The sequence below is a fragment of the Streptomyces sp. NPDC102278 genome (genome assembly GCF_044766345.1).
GTDB lineage: Bacteria > Actinomycetota > Actinomycetes > Streptomycetales > Streptomycetaceae > Streptomyces.
Genome location: NZ_JBIWLV010000015.1, coordinates 39,918 through 55,496, shown reverse-complemented (window position 1 = coordinate 55,496; position 15,579 = coordinate 39,918). Strand labels below are relative to the sequence as shown.

Here is a 15,579-nt window from a genome sequence, read left to right as displayed (position 1 = left end):
CCACGGGCCGGGCGAAACCGTGACGACAGGGGCTAGCGCAGGCGCGCGACCCGGTACACGGCCAGGGCCACGAGGGCGAGGGCCGTCACCGCGTACAGGGCGGCCATGCGCCAGTCGGGGCGGCGGCCGCTGCCGCGGGGCGGAAGGCCGGGCCAGGAGTAGCCGACGCGGCGCGCGGCCATCATGGCCCACCCGCCGGCGCAGCAGCTGATGAGGAAGCCCAGCATGGCGACCACGGCTCCGCCGTCACCGAACTCGAAGGCGAGCGGGAAGGCGAACATCAGGGAGCCGGCGGCGGCGAGCATCACGATGGGGGCGATCTGCCAGATGCGCAGGCGGCGCTGGGGGCGCAGTTCGACCTCGAACTCGGGGCCGGAGGCGTCCAGGGCGGCGGTGTCCGGGGCGTCCGGGCCGTCGGGGGTCAGCCGCGCCGGGTCGGCGGGCAGGCCGAGGGTTCCCGGGCCGTCCGACCCGATCGGCTCCGCGGTCCCGCTGTGAAGCATCGGGTCCGCTTCCCGTCTGGTGTCGTCCCGCCCGGTGTCACGAGGGCCGGCCTCCATAGCCACGCGCCCTCCCCACTCGGACTTCGTACGCCGCTGTTCAGAAGTTTGATGATGGCACGGCCTCGGCCCCGGTACGGGCGCACGGGGCGTCCCGATGCCATCACGTGATCAGGCTGTGACCGCTCGTTCGACCAACGACTGCGCGAGTCCGGCGAGTTCCCCGCGGTCGGCCAGGGCGCCGCTCAGCCAGTGCACGCGCGGGTCGCGCCGGAACCACGAGTCCTGCCGGCGGGCGAACCGCTTGGTGGCCCGCACGGTTTCGGCCCTGGCCTCGTCCTCGGTGCACGCGCCCGCCAGGGCGGACAACACCTGCTGGTAGCCGAGCGCGCGGGAGGCGGTGATCCCTTCGCGCAGGCCCCGGGCCTCCAGATCGCGGACCTCGGCCACGAGTCCGTCCTCCCACATCCGGTCGACCCGCAGCGCGATCCGCTCGTCGAGTTCCGGCCGGCCCACGTCGACGCCGATCTGGACGGTGTCGTAGACGGACTCGTGGCCGGGCAGGTTCGCGGTGTACGGGCGCCCGGTGATCTCGATGACCTCCAGGGCGCGGACGATGCGGCGGCCGTTGCTGGGGAGGATCGCCTGGGCGGCGATCGGGTCGGCGGCGGCGAGCCGGGCGTGCAGGGCGCCGGGGCCGCGCAGGGTGGCCTCTTCCTCCAGGCGGGCCCGTACCTCGGGGTCGGTGCCGGGGAACTCCATGGCGTCGAGCGCGCCGCGGACGTACAGCCCGGAGCCGCCGACGAGGACGGGCGTACGGCCCTGCGCGAGGAGCCGGTCGATCTCGGCGCGGGCGAGGCGCTGGTACTCGGCGACGCTCGCGGTCTCGGTGACGTCCCAGACGTCGAGGAGGTGGTGCGGGACTCCGCCACGCTCCTCCAGCGTCAGTTTCGCGGTGCCGATGTCCATCCCCCGGTACAGCTGCATGGAGTCGGCGTTGACGACCTCGCCGTCGAAATGGCGGGCCAGGGCGACGCCCAGGTCGGACTTTCCGGCCGCGGTGGGACCGACGACGGCGATGACCAGCGGGGTGGTGGCTGCATTCCTCACCGACACAGTCTCGCAAACCCGGCGGCCGGCACCCGATCGAGCGACGTGACGGGGCGCGGCCGGGGTCGTTGCCCTGGCGAGGTTCCGGCCCGGCGCGCACCCGGCGAAGGCCGTTTCGGCCACGGCGGAACTTCATTCGCACGAGTAACGTTACGGGAGTAGACATGGGCGTTTTCAGCCGGTTTTTTGGCCGTAAGGAGCAGGGCGTGACCGATGAGGTCGTGTCCGAGGACCTGACGGTCTCGTCCGAGGAAGCGACGAGCGAGACGACTGGGGTGGAGGCACCCGCGGCTGCGGCCGCGGAGATTCCGCAGCAGAAGTCGGCGGAGGTTTCCCTGGACAGCGAGGCCGGCGAGGGCGCCCGTACGTAGCCATCGCCACTGAAGGGTGACCCATGGGCCTGCTGGACAATCTGAAGGCCAAGCTCGCTCCGGCCAAGGACAAGGTCGGCGACCTCGCGCAGCAGCACGAGGGCAAGATCTCCGACGGTCTGGAGAAGGTCGCGAAGGCCGTGGACTCCAAGACCAAGGGCAAGTACAGCGGTCAGATCACGAGCGGGACGGGCAAGGCGAAGGACGCCCTGGGCAAGATCGCGCACAAGGACGCTCCCGGCGGGCCGACGCCGCCGGCCACTTCCTGACGCGGTCGCCGGAGCGGGGCGCGCGGGTTCGATGAACCCCGCGCCCCTTTCTCGTGCCCGGACGCGGGCGCCCGGTGTCGATACGCGGGTGCCGGGTATCGGTACGCGGGTGTCGGTACGCGGTTGTCGGTACGCGGTTGTCCGGGTGCGTGCCGAGCCGTGTCGTGCCGGGCCGGCGTCAGGACCAGGCGGCGACGAAGTAGCTCACGCCGTACGGGGCGTCCTCGTACAGCAGCCGGCCGTCGAGGCCCGCGCCTTCGGCGGCGCCCGCGAGGACCTGCCAGGGAGCCCGGCCGGCGGCCTTGAGCCGGCGGGCGAGGTCCACGTCGAGGGCGGCCAGCGCGGTCGTGTCGGCGGATCCGAGGGCGCGGGCGGCGGCCGCGTCGAAGCCGGCGGCCCGCTCGTCGAGGTAGCCGGGGGCCTTGAGCGTGCGGCAGGCGCTGCCGTCCCCCATCACGAGCAGGGCGACGCGTGCGTCGCGGGCGGCGAGGTCCCGGCCGGCCCGCAGGCACTGTTCGGCTTCGAGCTCCGCGACCCCGAGCCCCTCGACGGGGGCGGCGCCCCAGCGGGCGCGGCGGAGCAGCCAGGCGCCGACGGCCAGCGAGGTCGGCAGCACGCGCGGCCCCTCGTCGCCGTCGCCCAGTTGTACGTTGAGCTCCACGCCGTGGCCGCGGAAGCTGCCCCGGGCGCCCTCGGGGTAGGGCCCGCCGTGGTCCTGGTCGGCGGCGCCGACGACGACCAGCAGGTCGGGGCGGGAGGCGGCGAGCACGGCGAGCGCGTCGGAGCAGGCGGTGCGGGCGTCGCCCAGTTCGGCGGCGGCCCCCGCGGCGACCTCCGGCACGAGGAGCGGCGGGGCGGGACAGACGGCGGCGGCTACGAGCATGATCCGCAGCCTAGCCGTCGCCGGCCGGCGCCGGGTGGCTCGGCCGGAGCATCCGTCGGAGTACAGAGCATCCGTCGGAGTACGGAGCATCCGTCGGAGTACTGACCCCATGGCGCCGGCGCCCCCGGGCCGGCCCGTCGGGGTCGGACCCGGGGTGGCGACCTCGTGTCAGGCGGACGCCGGGGCCGCGCAGCCCGAGACGGCGGCCGGGAGGGGGGCCGGGACTCCGAGGGTGGGGATGCCGAGCATGACGCCCGCCGGCTGCGCCGGGGCCGCGTTGCGCTTCTCCCAGGCGTCGCCCGCGCGGGTCCTGCGCACGGCCGACGTCGGCCCCTCGGCGAGCAGGTGGTGCGGGGCCGCGTACGTGATGTCCACGGTCACCACGTCACCCGGGCGCACGTCCTCGTCCGGCTTCGTGAAGTGGACGAGACGGTTGTCGGGCGCACGGCCGGACAGGCGGTGCGTGGCGCCGTCCTTGCGGCCCTCGCCCTCCGCGACCATGACCTCCAGGGTGCGGCCGACCTGCTTCTTGTTCTCCTCCCAGGAGATCTCCTCCTGGAGGGCGACCAGGCGCATGTAGCGCTCCTGGACGACTTCCTTGGGGATCTGGCCGTCCATGTCGGCGGCCGGGGTGCCGGGGCGCTTGGAGTACTGGAAGGTGAACGCGTTCGCGAAGCGGGCCTCCCGCACGGCGTGCATCGTCTGCTGGAAGTCCTCCTCGGTCTCGCCGGGGAAGCCCACGATGATGTCGGTGGAGATCGCCGCGTGCGGGATGGCGGCCCGGACCTTCTCGATGATCCCGAGGAAGCGCTCCTGGCGGTACGAGCGGCGCATCGCCTTGAGGATGGTGTCCGATCCGGACTGCATCGGCATGTGCAGCTGCGGCATCACGTTCGGGGTCTCGGCCATGGCCGCGATCACGTCGTCGGTGAAGTCGCGCGGGTGCGGGGAGGTGAAGCGGACCCGCTCCAGGCCCTCGATCTGCCCGCAGGCGCGCAGCAGCTTGCTGAACGCCTCGCGGTCCCCCAGGTCGGAGCCGTAGGCGTTCACGTTCTGGCCGAGCAGGGTGATCTCGGAAACGCCCTCGGCGACCAGGGCCTCGACCTCGGCGAGGATGTCGCCGGGGCGACGGTCCTCCTCCTTGCCGCGCAGCGCCGGAACGATGCAGAAGGTGCAGGTGTTGTTGCAGCCGACGGAGATGGACACCCAGGCGGCGTACGCGGACTCGCGGCGGGTCGGCAGCGTCGACGGGAAGGCCTCCAGCGACTCGGCGATCTCGACCTGCGCCTCTTCCTGGACGCGGGCGCGCTCCAGGAGGACGGGGAGCTTGCCGATGTTGTGCGTGCCGAAGACGACGTCGACCCAGGGGGCGCGCTTGACGATCGTGTCGCGGTCCTTCTGGGCCAGGCAGCCGCCGACGGCGATCTGCATGCCGGGGCGCTTGGTCTTCATCGGGGCGAGCCGGCCGAGGTTGCCGTACAGCTTGTTGTCGGCGTTCTCGCGGACGGCGCAGGTGTTGAACACGACGACGTCGGCGTCACCGTCGGAGCCCTCGGGCGCACGCGTGTAGCCCGCGCCCTCCAGCAGACCGGACAGTCGCTCGGAGTCGTGCACGTTCATCTGGCACCCGTAGGTGCGCACCTCGTAAGTTCCCTTGACGTCCACTGCCGTGCTCCGGTCGCTGCTGCTGGTCATGCAACAAGGGTAGGCGGTACCCGGGAGCCCTCCGCCCCGAGTGGCCGCCCGGCCGGGAGCCGTCGGCCGGAGAGGACGAGCAGCGGTTCCGGCGCGGCCCGGTGGACGGGGCTCCCGGTGCCCCGCGACCGGTCGAGGCCGGCGACGCGGCGGGGAGGGCGGGCTCGGGTCGCTGTGGGTCGTGCCGCTGCCGCCCCGGGGGCGGGACGGGCCCGAAGGTAGGATCGCGGGCATGCCGCTCCTGCCGTCCCGAGTGCCCCGGATCAGCCGGCGCCGCGCCCTGTGGGGCCTGGCGGCCGTACTGGCGGTGTTCGGCGTGCTGACCTGGTGGCTGAGGCCGTTCGGGGAGCCGGAGCTCAAGGGTGACCTCGCGTTCAGCACGGGCGTCCCCACCGGTGTCTACCACCGCTACGGGCAGCTCCTGAAGGAGGACCTCGCCGCGGACATCCCCGGCGTGAAGGTGCGGTTGGACCCCAGCGAGGGTTCGCAGCAGAACCTCCAGCGGGTGGCCGCCGGGCAGGCCGACTTCACGGTGGCGACGGCGGACGCGGTGTCCAAGTACCGGCTCGACGGGAAGCCGGGCGCCGACCGGCTGCGGGGGGTCGCCCGGCTGTACGACGACTACGTGCAGCTGGTGGTGCCCGCCGGGTCCTCGGTGCAGTCGACGCGGGACCTGCGGGGCAAGCGGGTGGCGGTCGGCCAGGACGGCTCCGGCGTCCGGCTGATCTCGGAGCGGCTGCTGACGGCGGCCAAACTGAACCCGCGCAAGGACATCACCCCGGTGTCCATAGGCATCGACACCATGCCGGCCGAACTGGAGGCGGGGCGGATCGACGCCTTCTTCTGGTCCGGCGGCCTCCCCACGAACGCGGTGCGCGAACTGTCGGAGCGCTTCGAGATCCGGCTCGTACCGCTGGGCGACCTGGTGGAGAAGCTCCAGGGCAGTGGCAGTCCCGCCCGCTACTACCGGGCGGCGGTCATGCCGCAGGACGCGTACGCGCGGGCCCGCAACACCGCGGCGGTGGCCACGCTCGCCGTGCCGAACCTGCTCGTGACCCGCGAGGACACGAGCGCGGAGCTGACGGAACAGTTCACCCGGACCGTGATCAACAGCCGCGACCGGATCGGGCACGCGGTGCACGCCGCGCAGCTGGTGGATCTGCGGACGGCGATCTACACGGATCCGTTGGACCTGCACGAAGGCGCCCGGCGGTACTACCGCTCGGTCAAGCCGTAGCCCACGTTCCCGCCGGAACCCACGTTCCCGCCGGAGCGCCGGAGCACGGGAGCACCGGAGTGCCTGGGTTCAGGCCGTGGCGCCCTCGGGCAGCAGCATCGCGGCGGCGGCCGCCCCGATGAGCCCCGCGTCGGTACCCAGGCTCGCCGGGACGACCTCGATGTCCCGCACGAACGACAGGGTCGCGTACGAGGCCAGGTGCCGCCGGATCGGCGCGAAGAGGGTGTCGCCCGAGGCGGCGACGCCGCCGCCGATGACCGCGATGCGCGTCTCGACCAGGGTGGCGGTGGCGGCGATGGCGGCGGCCAGGGCGCGGCCCGCCCGGTCGAAGGCGGCCTCGGCGACGGGGTCGCCCGCCTTGGCGGCGGCCGCGACGCCCGCGGCGGTGGCCTCTTGGTCCTCGTTCGGAGTCCAGCCCTGGTCGAGGGCCCAGGCGGCGATGGCGGTGCCGGAGGCGAGGGACTCGACGCAGCCGCGGCCGCCGCAGACGCAGGGCTCCCCGTCGAAGGCGACGCTGATGTGTCCGATGTGGCCCGCGTTGCCGGTGGGGCCGGGGTGGAGCCGGTTGTTCAGGACGAGGCCGCCGCCGACGCCGGTGGAGACGACCATGCACAGGGCGTTGGCGTGTCCCTTGGCGGCGCCCAGCCAGTGTTCGGCGGCCGTCATCGCGACCCCGTCGCCCGCCAGGACGGTCGGGATCCGGGCCCCGTGGGCGGCCAGTTCCGCCGCGATCCGGGCCTGGACGGGGAACTCCCGCCAGGCGCCGATGTTCACCGGGCTGACCGTGCCCCGGGAGGTGTCCACCGGGCCCGCGCTGCCCACGCCGCAGCGGACCACCGAGGGCCACAGCGGGCTGCGGGCCAGGTCCGCGACGACCTCGGCGACCGCCGCCATCACCGCGTCGGCGCTCGCCGCGCGCGGCGTGGGGCGACGGGTTCCGGCCGTCATCGATCCGTCCGGGTGCACCAGGGCGCCGGCGATCTTTGTTCCGCCGATGTCGATCGCCACGGTCGGGCCGGTGCTCGGGGCGGCGGCCCGGAGGGTGGGGAAGGAGGTGGAACTGGTCACGGCGGCGCTCCAGGAAGGGGTCGGAACTCAGTATGCGGTCGGGGGTGGCGCCGTACTCTCGCGGGGCTCCAGTCGCGGCAACTCGCTCTGCCGGGTGCGGGGCACGCCTCCGGCGAGGACCGCCATCAGCTCCTCGGCGGCGAGCCGCCCGAACGCGGCCGTGTCACGGACCAGGGCGGTGAGCCGGGGGTGGGTGACCCGGCAGAGGGCGGAGTCGTCCCAGGCGACGATCGAGAGCCGAGCGGGGACCGGGATGCCCAGCTCGGTGGCGACGGCGAGGCCCGCCAGCGCCATCACGTCGTTGTCGAAGACCAGGGCGGTGGGGGGCGCCGGCTCGGCGAGGATCCGACGGGTCGCGGCCGCGCCCTCGGTGTCGGAGTAGTCCGTCACCACCGAGCGCACCCGGTCCGGGCCCAGCCCGCGCCCCTCGGACCAGGTGCGCAGCGAGGCCATCCGGCGGGCGGTGTGGGCGAGGCCGGGGAGGCCGGCGAGGTGGGTGATCCGGCGGTGGCCGAGTCCGTGGAGGTGCTCCAGCACCTGGATCATGGCGCCGGCGTCGTCGGCCCGGATGGTGGACGGCAGGCGGGCCGAGGGGACGGCCGGCCCGGTGAGCTCCGGTCGCGCGGGTTCCGTACCGGCGGGCTCCGTCCCGGGGGGTTCCGTCCCGGGGGGCTCCGTACCGGCGGGCCCCGTCCCGGGGGGTTCCGTACCGGCCGGCCCGGTGAGCTCCGGTCGCGCGGGTTCCGTACCGGCGGGCTCCGTCCCGGGGGGTTCCGTCCCGGGGACGTCCGGCCCGCCCACCATCACGGCCGGCAACCCCAACCCGGCGAGGAGTTCCGGTCGCGGGTCGTCGATGCGGGGGTCGACGACGATGACCCCGTCCACCCTCCGTTCGGCCCACCACCGGCGGTACACGGCACACTCCGCGTCCACGTCCTCCACCACCTGGAAGAGCAGCGCGATCCGTCCCGCCGACAGCACCTCCTGGACACCGGAGACGAGTCGGAGGAAGAACGACTCCGCGCCGAGGGTGCGCGCGGGTCGGGCGAGGACCAGCCCGACGGCGCCGGAGCGCTCCCCGGACAGCGCGCGGGCGGCGCTGTTGGGCTGCCAGCCGAGCTCTTCCGCGATCCGACGGACACGGGCCCGGGTGTCCTCGGACACTCCCGGGCGGTCGTTGAGCGCGAAGGAGACGGCGCTCTCCGACACCCCCGACCGGCGGGCGATGTCCTTGATGGTGGGTCTGCGCGCCATGCCTGCCTCATCCTTCGCCGCCGAGGACTCCGATGGCCGGACCGTACGCGATCCGCCCCCGGCGGGCGGCCGCCGGTGTCTGCCGGCGCCGGATGAACTCCGTTTCGCAGGGCCTGTGTTCGCACTGCTTCGACGCCTTACCGGATTGCACGCACGGACGTCAACGCCCCCGTTTCCGACGTTGGCCATTTCCGTACCCTTTCCCGCGGCGCCATGGCGATCGACTCGAACTAAACCGCATTAGTGCGGTCGTCGTGATCGTCAACTTCCCTGCTGCGGCAGGGACTGAAGCGCATAAGTGGGCAACTCCCGCACGTGCACGGCGCATTCTCCGTACACACGTCGCAATCGACCGCGCCGCGCCTGTTGACTTTCTCTCGGAACGGGCGGCAGGTTGTGGGGCGTCCGGTGAATTCCCCTGAACTCCAGGATCATTCATGCACGACGGAACCGCTCCCCCTCCCGTCCCCCGCCGGCTCCGGTTCGGCGCCAACTACACGCCGACGCGCGGGTGGTTCCACCACTGGCTCGACTTCGATCTCGACGAGGTCCGGGCCGACCTGGACTCGATCGCCGCGCTCGGGCTGGACCACGTACGGGTCTTCCCGCTGTGGCCGTTGTTCCAGCCCAACCGCACGCTCATCCGCCCGCGCGCCGTCGAGCAGCTCGTCGCGCTCGCCGACGCGGCCGGCGAACGCGGGCTCGACGTCACCGTGGACGGATTGCAGGGGCACGTGTCGAGCTTCGACTTCCTGCCCGCCTGGACCGGGACCTGGCACCGGCGCAACATCTTCGGCGACCCCCTCGTGGTGCAGGCGCAGGAGGAGTACCTGTGCACGCTGGCCGGCGCCCTGGCCGACCGGCCGAACTTCCTGGGGATGACCGTCGGCAACGAGATCAACCAGTTCTCCGACTCCCCGCACCCCGACCCCGACCGGATCACCCAGGCGCAGGCGCAGCGGTGGCTGGAGCGGATGCTGGCCGCGTGCGAGAAGGGGGCCCCGGGCCGGTTCCACCTGCACGCCGAGTACGACGCGGCCTGGTACCGGGACGGGCACCCCTTCACGGCGGCCCAGGCGGCCCGGCTGGGCGCGGCCACGGCCGTGCACTCCTGGGTGTTCAACGGGACCGCCCAGCGTCACGGGCGCACCGGGACGGCCACCGAACACCACGCCGCCTACCTGGTCGAGCTGTCGAAGGCCTGGGCCCCGGACCCGCAACGCCCGGTGTGGCTCCAGGAGGTGGGGGCTCCGGCGCCGCTGATCCAGCCGGAGCACGCGGCGGAGTTCACCGAGGCGACCGTGGCCAACGTGCTGGACTGCCCGGACGTGTGGGGCGTGACCTGGTGGTGTTCGCACGACGTGTCCCGGGACCTCGCGGACTTCCCCGAGCTGGAGTACGGCCTGGGGCTGCTGACCAACGACCGTCGGGTCAAGCCCCAGGGGGCCGCCATCGCCCGGATCGCCGGATGGTGGCGGGGGCGCGAGCACCGCCCGCCCGTCCGGTCCACCGCGCTCGTCGTGGACGTCGGCGGGGCGGACAGCGCGCCCGAGCGGTCGGTGTGCGCCCCGGGCGGGTCCTTCTTCGAGGCGTGGGCCGCGCTGACCGCGCAGGGGGTGCGGCCGGCGGTGGTCCTGGCCGAGCACGCCGAGGACCGGGCGCACCTGTCCGCGCGCGGCATCACCGAGGTGCTGCGCGTGTCCGAGGTGACCGAGGTCTGACCCGCCATCCCTTCCGCAGAGGAGCCCCGCATGTCCGAGCCCGATCACGGTGTCGACCCGCGCACTCCCCCGCTCTCCCGCACGTCCCCCGCCCGGCCGACCCGGCGGGCCCTGCTCACCGCCGGGGCGGCGACCGCCGCCGCGGCCGCGTGGCCCGCGCGGGCCCTGGCCGCCGGGGAAGGGGTGGCCGGCGGCCGTACTCCCCCGGCCGACCTCACCCCGTACGCCTCGTACTGGTTCCCGGACTCGCTCCCGGAGGGAACGCCCGGGCCCGGGATCACCTGGCGCTCCCTCAGCCGGTGGAGTCCCACCACCGATCCCGACCTGGCCCACAACACCGCGACGGTGCCCCTCGCGCCCCGTTTCACGCCCGTGCCCCCGCATCCGGGCGCCCGGGCCGGGCAGGCCCGGATCTCCTCGCTGGTGTCCTTCGGACCGACCGCGGGGAACCCGTCGCAGGGGTCCGCGACCGCCGACCACTACGCGCTCACGCACTGGGCGTACATCGACGAGCTGGTCTTCTGGGGCGGCTCGGCCGGCGAGGGGATCGTGCTGGCCCCGAACGCGCCGGTGGTCGACGCGGCCCACCGCAACGGGGTCCGGGTGCTGGGCAACGTGTTCCTGCCGCCCGTCGCGTACGGCGGTGACCTGCGGTGGACCCGTGACCTGGTGCGGCGGGAGGCCTCGGGGCGGTATCCGATCGCGGAGCAACTCGTCCGGGTGGCGCGGACGTACGGTTTCGACGGCTGGTTCGTCAACGCCGAGACGGACGGCGGCGACAGCGCGCTCGCGAACCGGACGCGGGGTTTCCTGCGCGCCCTGCGGGCGGCGGGGGAACCGCACGGGCTGCGTGTCACGTGGTACGACGCGATGAACACCACTGGTCGGGTCGGGTGGCAGGGCGCGCTGAACGAGCTGAACCGGGACTTCTTCGAGGACCGGTCCGGGAAGGTCGCGGACACCATGTTCGTGGACTTCCGCTGGACGGCTCGGACCCTGGCGGAATCCGGCGCCCTCGCCGAACGGCTCGGCCGCAGCCGCCACGAACTGTGGGCGGCGGTGGACACGGAGTCCCGCGGCTGGGACGCGGACGTCGACTGGGACGCGATCGTTCCGCGCGGGCGGGACCACGTCGTGGGCTACGGGCTCTACCGGCCCGAGTGGACCCGCAACCACCTCACCGACCGGTCCCCGGGCGCCTTCCACCGGGCCGACGACCGGTTCTGGACGGGCGAGTCCCTGGACCCGGCCCGCCCGGCGCCGGAGTGCGGCTGGCGCGCGCCCGCCACCGTCGTCGCCGACCGCTCCACGGTCACCGCCCTCCCCTTCGGTTGCTCGTTCAACACGGGTCACGGGGAGCGCTGGTACGAGGCCGGCGCGGTCACCTCGTCGGCGCCCTGGAACCAGCTCGGCCTCCAGGACGTCCTGCCCGGACGCCGTTGGGTGATCGACACCGACGGCCGGCGCCCCTCGGTCACCCTGGACTTCGACGAGGCGTGGCGCGGCGGCTCCAGTCTGCTGGTCGAGGGCGTCCTCACCGCGCCCGCCGTCGTCGGCCTGCACGCCACCCGGCTGCCCCTGACCCGCACCACCGTCCTGGACCTGGTCCACTCCCGTGATCCGGGCGGCGGCCCGGTCGCCGTGGAGGTCGGCGTCGCCGTGCGCGAGCCCGCCGCCCCGGGCGAGCCGGTGCCGTACACCTGGTTCGGGGTCCAGGGCCCCGGCGCGGCCCCCGGCTGGCGCACCACCCGGGTCGACGTCGGGACGCGGGCCGGGAGAACCGCGTACGCGCTGGCCGTACGGATCACGGCCCGCGGGACGGGACCGGTGCGCTGGCGGCTCGGGGCCCTGGCGGTACACGACACCGCCGCGCGGCGGAGGCCGGCCGCCCCCGGCGCGCTGAGGGTGGAGGCGTCGGACCAGTGGGACGGTCAGGCCTCGGTCCGCCTGTCGTGGCGCCGCGCGCCCGGGCCGGTCCGTCACCACGAGGTGTACCGCCTGCTCCCGGACGGCGCCCGCCGCTTCCTCGGCGGTACCTGCGGCGCCGCCCTCCACCTGCCCGCCGTCACCCGCGCCGGGCGGGAGCGCGCGGCCGCCTTCGAGGTCCGGGCCGTGGACGAGCTGTACACGCTGTCCGACGCGGCCCGCACCACCCTGACCTGGAAAGACAGGCTCTAGTCCGCGTGGGGGTCGGTGTGCGGCACGGCCACCGTCACCCGCAGCCCGTGCGGCGGGTTCGTCTCGTACGCGAGGGACCCGCCGCCCGAGGCGAGCAGGGCGCGGGAGATGGACAGGCCCAGTCCGGATCCCTTGACGTTCTGGTGGCGTCCGCTGCGCCAGAAGCGGTCGCCGACGCGCAGCAGTTCCTCGGGGGTGAGCCCGGGGCCCCGGTCGGCGACGGTGACGAGCGCGGAGCGTCCCTCGGTGCGGACCTCGACCTCGACGCGTTCTCCCCGGGGGGTGAACTTGAGGGCGTTGTCGATGACGGCGTCGAGGGCACTGGACAGGGCGATGGGGTCGGCCCAGCCGGTGACGGCCTCCGGGCCGGGTTCGGTGAGTTCCACGCCCTTCTCCTCGGCGAAGGGGCGCCACGCGGTGACCCGCTCGGCGGCCAGCCCGCCGATGTCGATCAGGCGGATCTCGGCGGCGGCGTGCTCGGCCAGCGCCAGGTCGAGGAGGTCGTCGAGGACCTGGGTCAGGCGTTTGCCCTCGGTGCGCACGGAGGCGATCTCCTCGTTTCCCTCGGGCAGTTCGAGGGCGAGGAGTTCGATCCGCAGGAGCAGCGCGGCGAGCGGATTGCGCAGTTGGTGGGAGGCGTCCGCGACGAACGCCCGCTGCTGCTCCAACACCTCTTCGACGTTGTCCGCCATCTCGTTGAACGAGTGCGCCAGGCGCCGTAGTTCCGGCGGCCCGCTGTCGGCCGCGACCCGGGAGTTCATCTTGCCCGTGGAGATGCCGTGGGCGGCCGCGTCCAGGGTCTGGACGGGCTTGAGCACCCAACTGGTGAGCCGGAGGGCGGCTCCGAAGGCGAGCAGCATGGCGGCGGCGAGGCCGCCCGCGATGAAGAGCCAGCCCTCCAGGATCCGGCCGCGCATCTGGTCGGTGGGGGACTCGGTGGCGACGACGGCGACGACGTCACCGTCGAGGACGACCGGGGAGACGACGAGGAGCCTGCCGTCGGTCTGCCAGGGCCACACCTGGCCCGGGTCGTGGCTGCGGCGGCCGGCGAGGGCCTCGTCGAAGGCGCGACGCCCTTCCCCGGACTCGGGGAGCTGCCACCAGCCGGGGGCGCGGGCCATGGCGTTGTCGTCGCGGTAGAAGATGCCGACGCGGATCCCGTAAAGCTCCTGGTAGCGGGCAAGTTCCAGTTGGAGGGTGTCGCGGCGTTCGTCGGCCCCGGTGGAGCCGGAGCCCTCGGCGTCGATGACGAACTGGGAGAGGGCGGCGAAGCGGGCGCTGTCGTCGATCCGGTCGACCACCACCCGCTGCTGCTGTCCGGCGGCGAGGCTGACGGCGAGCGGGAAGCCGAGCGCGAGCAGCACGCCCGCCATCAGGACGACGAGGAGCGGGAGCAGTCGGGCGCGCACGACGGGGCCCCGCTAGGGGCCGGCCGGGGTGACGAGCCGGTAGCCCACCCCGCGGACGGTCTCGATGAGCGCGGGCATGCTCAGCTTGGAGCGCAGCGAGGCGACGTGGACCTCCAGGGTCCTGCCGGTTCCTTCCCAGCTGGTGCGCCACACCTCGCTGATGATCTGTTCGCGGCGGAAGACGACGCCGGGCCGCTGCGCGAGGAGGGCCAGCAGGTCGAATTCCTTGCGGGTGAGGGGTACGTCGGCGCCGTCGACGATGACCCGGCGGGTGGGCAGCTCGATGCTGACCGGGCCGAGCCGGACGACGGAGGGGGCACCGGTGCCGGTGGCGGCGGCTTCCTCGGAGGCGCCGGTGCGCCGGGCGACGGCGTGGATGCGGGCGAGGAGCTCGCCGGTGTCGTAGGGCTTGACCACGTAGTCGTCGGCGCCCATGTTCAGGCCGTGGATGCGGGAGCGCACGTCACCGCGCGCGGTCACCATGATCACGGGGGTGGCGGTGCGCTTGCGGATCTTGCCGCACACCTCGTAGCCGTCCTGGTCGGGCAGTCCCAGGTCGAGCAGGACCACGCCGAAGGGCGGGGCGTCGGCCGGCAGCAGTGCCTGCAGCGCTTCCTCGCCGTTGCGGGCGTGCGTCACGCGGAAGCCGTGACGGGCGAGGATCGCGGACAGCGCGGCGGCGACGTGGTCGTCGTCCTCGACGAGCAGCAGTCTCACTGCGTCACCCTCTCCTCGTCCGTCCCGTCCGGTCGGCGGGTGGCGCCGTTGTGGCGGTCTCATTGCGGCGTCATGTCGGTTTCATGGCCACCATGCATCCACGCTGATGCAGAGTCCCACGTCAAGGGACTTCCGCTCCCGCGCGTCTTCCGTTATGCACCCGGTACGAGTACACAGGCGCCGTTGCGGGCGTCGCGCACGGAGCGTATCCGGGCGAGGCCGGATCGTTATGCTCAATTCTCCCTCAGATGTGATGACGGTGTGCGTACCTCGTCACTACTGTCCTCCCAACCGACGGAGGACGGAGCAAGAAGCCGATGAGCGGAGTATCAGTGACCAAGGACGTGCAGGACGCGGCCGCTGCCGCGGACAGCCTGGTCGTACTGAGCAACGTCAACAAGCACTTCGGCGCGCTGCACGTGCTTCAGGACATCGATCTGAGCATTGCCCGCGGTGAGGTCGTCGTGGTGATCGGTCCCTCGGGATCGGGCAAGTCCACGCTGTGCCGGACGATCAACAGGCTGGAGACCATCGACTCGGGAACCATCACGGTCGACGGCAAGGAACTGCCCTCCGAGGGCAAGGAATTGGCGCGACTGCGAGCCGATGTCGGCATGGTCTTCCAGTCGTTCAACCTGTTCGCGCACAAGACGGTCCTGCAGAACGTCATGTTGGGCCAGCTGAAGGTCCGCAAGACGAACGCGGCGGAGGCGACGGAGAAGGCGAAGGCGCTGCTCGACCGCGTCGGCGTCGGCTCCCAGGCGGACAAGTACCCGGCACAGCTCTCCGGTGGTCAGCAGCAGCGCGTGGCGATCGCCCGCGCGCTGGCGATGGACCCGAAGGTGATGCTGTTCGACGAGCCGACGTCGGCTCTCGACCCGGAGATGATCAACGAGGTGCTGGAGGTCATGCAGCAGCTCGCCCGCGAGGGGATGACCATGGTGGTCGTCACGCACGAGATGGGCTTCGCCCGCTCCGCCGCCAACCGGGTCGTCTTCATGGCCGACGGGAAGATCGTCGAAGAGGCGGTGCCCGAGCAGTTCTTCAGCAACCCCCGCAGCGACCGCGCGAAGGACTTCCTGTCGAAGATCCTGCATCACTGACGGTCGCGTCTGGTAGTGATCCGGTGTCAGAACCCTGACACGACCGGGCCCGCCGACGCAGCAC

Annotated in this window: 14 protein-coding genes; 6 read left to right on the top strand and 8 right to left on the bottom strand. The window is 73.2% G+C overall.

Annotation, left to right across the window (positions count from 1 at the left end; all coding sequences use genetic code 11):
* Nucleotides 1-32: 32 nt before the first annotated feature.
* Both ACIRO3_RS29090 and miaA read right to left on the bottom strand, forming a co-directional pair.
* On the bottom strand, nucleotides 33-560 hold the full coding sequence (locus ACIRO3_RS29090; protein WP_361773623.1) for a hypothetical protein: 528 nt from the start codon (nucleotides 558-560) through the stop codon (nucleotides 33-35).
* 111 nt (nucleotides 561-671) lie between these two features.
* Entirely contained in the window at nucleotides 672-1,610 is a 939-nt protein-coding gene (gene miaA, locus ACIRO3_RS29085) for a tRNA (adenosine(37)-N6)-dimethylallyltransferase MiaA (RefSeq protein ID WP_361773502.1), read from the bottom strand.
* A gap of 206 nt (nucleotides 1,611-1,816) precedes the next feature.
* On the opposite strand from miaA, the gene ACIRO3_RS29080 reads away from it, so the two are divergent.
* Nucleotides 1,817-1,981 carry a gliding motility protein gene (locus ACIRO3_RS29080; RefSeq protein ID WP_404141684.1) on the top strand — a complete coding sequence of 55 codons (165 nt, stop codon included), beginning with the start codon at nucleotides 1,817-1,819 and terminating at the stop codon, nucleotides 1,979-1,981.
* Nucleotides 1,982-2,004: 23 nt separating this feature from the next.
* Complete coding sequence (locus tag ACIRO3_RS29075; protein ID WP_267800240.1) at nucleotides 2,005-2,250, top strand: antitoxin; 246 nt, start codon at nucleotides 2,005-2,007, stop codon at nucleotides 2,248-2,250.
* A 178-nt stretch (nucleotides 2,251-2,428) separates the two neighbouring features.
* On the opposite strand, the gene ACIRO3_RS29070 is transcribed toward ACIRO3_RS29075, so the two are convergent.
* Together ACIRO3_RS29070 and miaB are read right to left on the bottom strand one after the other, a co-directional pair.
* The gene (locus tag ACIRO3_RS29070; RefSeq protein ID WP_404141683.1) at nucleotides 2,429-3,133 is read right to left on the bottom strand and encodes a class III extradiol dioxygenase subunit B-like domain-containing protein; all 705 of its coding nucleotides are present in this window, start codon (nucleotides 3,131-3,133) and stop codon (nucleotides 2,429-2,431) included.
* 168 nt (nucleotides 3,134-3,301) lie between these two features.
* Nucleotides 3,302-4,828 carry a tRNA (N6-isopentenyl adenosine(37)-C2)-methylthiotransferase MiaB gene (gene miaB, locus ACIRO3_RS29065; RefSeq protein ID WP_361773511.1) on the bottom strand — a complete coding sequence of 509 codons (1,527 nt, stop codon included), beginning with the start codon at nucleotides 4,826-4,828 and terminating at the stop codon, nucleotides 3,302-3,304.
* A 232-nt stretch (nucleotides 4,829-5,060) separates the two neighbouring features.
* Here miaB and ACIRO3_RS29060 point away from each other — a divergent pair, with 232 nt between their 5' ends.
* Entirely contained in the window at nucleotides 5,061-6,065 is a 1,005-nt protein-coding gene (locus ACIRO3_RS29060; protein WP_366148459.1) for a TAXI family TRAP transporter solute-binding subunit, read from the top strand.
* A 69-nt stretch (nucleotides 6,066-6,134) separates the two neighbouring features.
* Here ACIRO3_RS29060 and ACIRO3_RS29055 read toward each other — a convergent pair whose 3' ends face one another.
* Nucleotides 6,135-7,133: an ROK family protein gene (locus ACIRO3_RS29055; protein ID WP_404141680.1), complete on the bottom strand. Its 999-nt coding sequence runs from the start codon at nucleotides 7,131-7,133 to the stop codon at nucleotides 6,135-6,137.
* Nucleotides 7,134-7,160: 27 nt separating this feature from the next.
* Entirely contained in the window at nucleotides 7,161-8,387 is a 1,227-nt protein-coding gene (locus ACIRO3_RS29050; protein ID WP_404141679.1) for a substrate-binding domain-containing protein, read from the bottom strand.
* A 437-nt stretch (nucleotides 8,388-8,824) separates the two neighbouring features.
* Between ACIRO3_RS29050 and ACIRO3_RS29045 the strand changes: the two genes are divergently transcribed.
* Together ACIRO3_RS29045 and ACIRO3_RS29040 are read left to right on the top strand one after the other, a co-directional pair.
* A complete protein-coding gene (locus ACIRO3_RS29045) occupies nucleotides 8,825-10,108 on the top strand; it encodes a glycosyl hydrolase (RefSeq protein WP_404141678.1) in 1,284 nt (427 codons plus the stop codon).
* A gap of 30 nt (nucleotides 10,109-10,138) precedes the next feature.
* On the top strand, nucleotides 10,139-12,286 hold the full coding sequence (locus ACIRO3_RS29040) for an endo-beta-N-acetylglucosaminidase (RefSeq protein WP_404141676.1): 2,148 nt from the start codon (nucleotides 10,139-10,141) through the stop codon (nucleotides 12,284-12,286).
* Here ACIRO3_RS29040 and ACIRO3_RS29035 read toward each other — a convergent pair.
* Both ACIRO3_RS29035 and ACIRO3_RS29030 read right to left on the bottom strand, forming a co-directional pair.
* Nucleotides 12,283-13,695 carry an ATP-binding protein gene (locus tag ACIRO3_RS29035; protein ID WP_404141674.1) on the bottom strand — a complete coding sequence of 471 codons (1,413 nt, stop codon included), beginning with the start codon at nucleotides 13,693-13,695 and terminating at the stop codon, nucleotides 12,283-12,285. The two genes, ACIRO3_RS29040 and ACIRO3_RS29035, sit on opposite strands and share 4 nt — an antisense overlap.
* A gap of 12 nt (nucleotides 13,696-13,707) precedes the next feature.
* Entirely contained in the window at nucleotides 13,708-14,412 is a 705-nt protein-coding gene (locus ACIRO3_RS29030; protein WP_404141672.1) for a response regulator transcription factor, read from the bottom strand.
* A gap of 317 nt (nucleotides 14,413-14,729) precedes the next feature.
* Here ACIRO3_RS29030 and ACIRO3_RS29025 point away from each other — a divergent pair, with 317 nt between their 5' ends.
* Complete coding sequence (locus tag ACIRO3_RS29025; protein WP_053682266.1) at nucleotides 14,730-15,515, top strand: amino acid ABC transporter ATP-binding protein; 786 nt, start codon at nucleotides 14,730-14,732, stop codon at nucleotides 15,513-15,515.
* Nucleotides 15,516-15,579: the final 64 nt, after the last annotated feature.

What these genes read in the sequence shown, in the direction of transcription:
- miaB (WP_361773511.1), bottom strand. Translation starts at nt 4,828, where the DNA reads ATGACCAGCAGCAGCGACCGGAGCACGGCAGTGGACGTCAAGGGAACT.
- ACIRO3_RS29045 (WP_404141678.1), top strand. Translation starts at nt 8,825, where the DNA reads ATGCACGACGGAACCGCTCCCCCTCCCGTCCCCCGCCGGCTCCGGTTC.
- ACIRO3_RS29050 (WP_404141679.1), bottom strand. Translation starts at nt 8,387, where the DNA reads ATGGCGCGCAGACCCACCATCAAGGACATCGCCCGCCGGTCGGGGGTG.
- ACIRO3_RS29090 (WP_361773623.1), bottom strand. Translation starts at nt 560, where the DNA reads ATGGAGGCCGGCCCTCGTGACACCGGGCGGGACGACACCAGACGGGAA.
- ACIRO3_RS29060 (WP_366148459.1), top strand. Translation starts at nt 5,061, where the DNA reads ATGCCGCTCCTGCCGTCCCGAGTGCCCCGGATCAGCCGGCGCCGCGCC.
- ACIRO3_RS29040 (WP_404141676.1), top strand. Translation starts at nt 10,139, where the DNA reads ATGTCCGAGCCCGATCACGGTGTCGACCCGCGCACTCCCCCGCTCTCC.
- ACIRO3_RS29025 (WP_053682266.1), top strand. Translation starts at nt 14,730, where the DNA reads ATGAGCGGAGTATCAGTGACCAAGGACGTGCAGGACGCGGCCGCTGCC.
- ACIRO3_RS29075 (WP_267800240.1), top strand. Translation starts at nt 2,005, where the DNA reads ATGGGCCTGCTGGACAATCTGAAGGCCAAGCTCGCTCCGGCCAAGGAC.
- ACIRO3_RS29070 (WP_404141683.1), bottom strand. Translation starts at nt 3,133, where the DNA reads ATGCTCGTAGCCGCCGCCGTCTGTCCCGCCCCGCCGCTCCTCGTGCCG.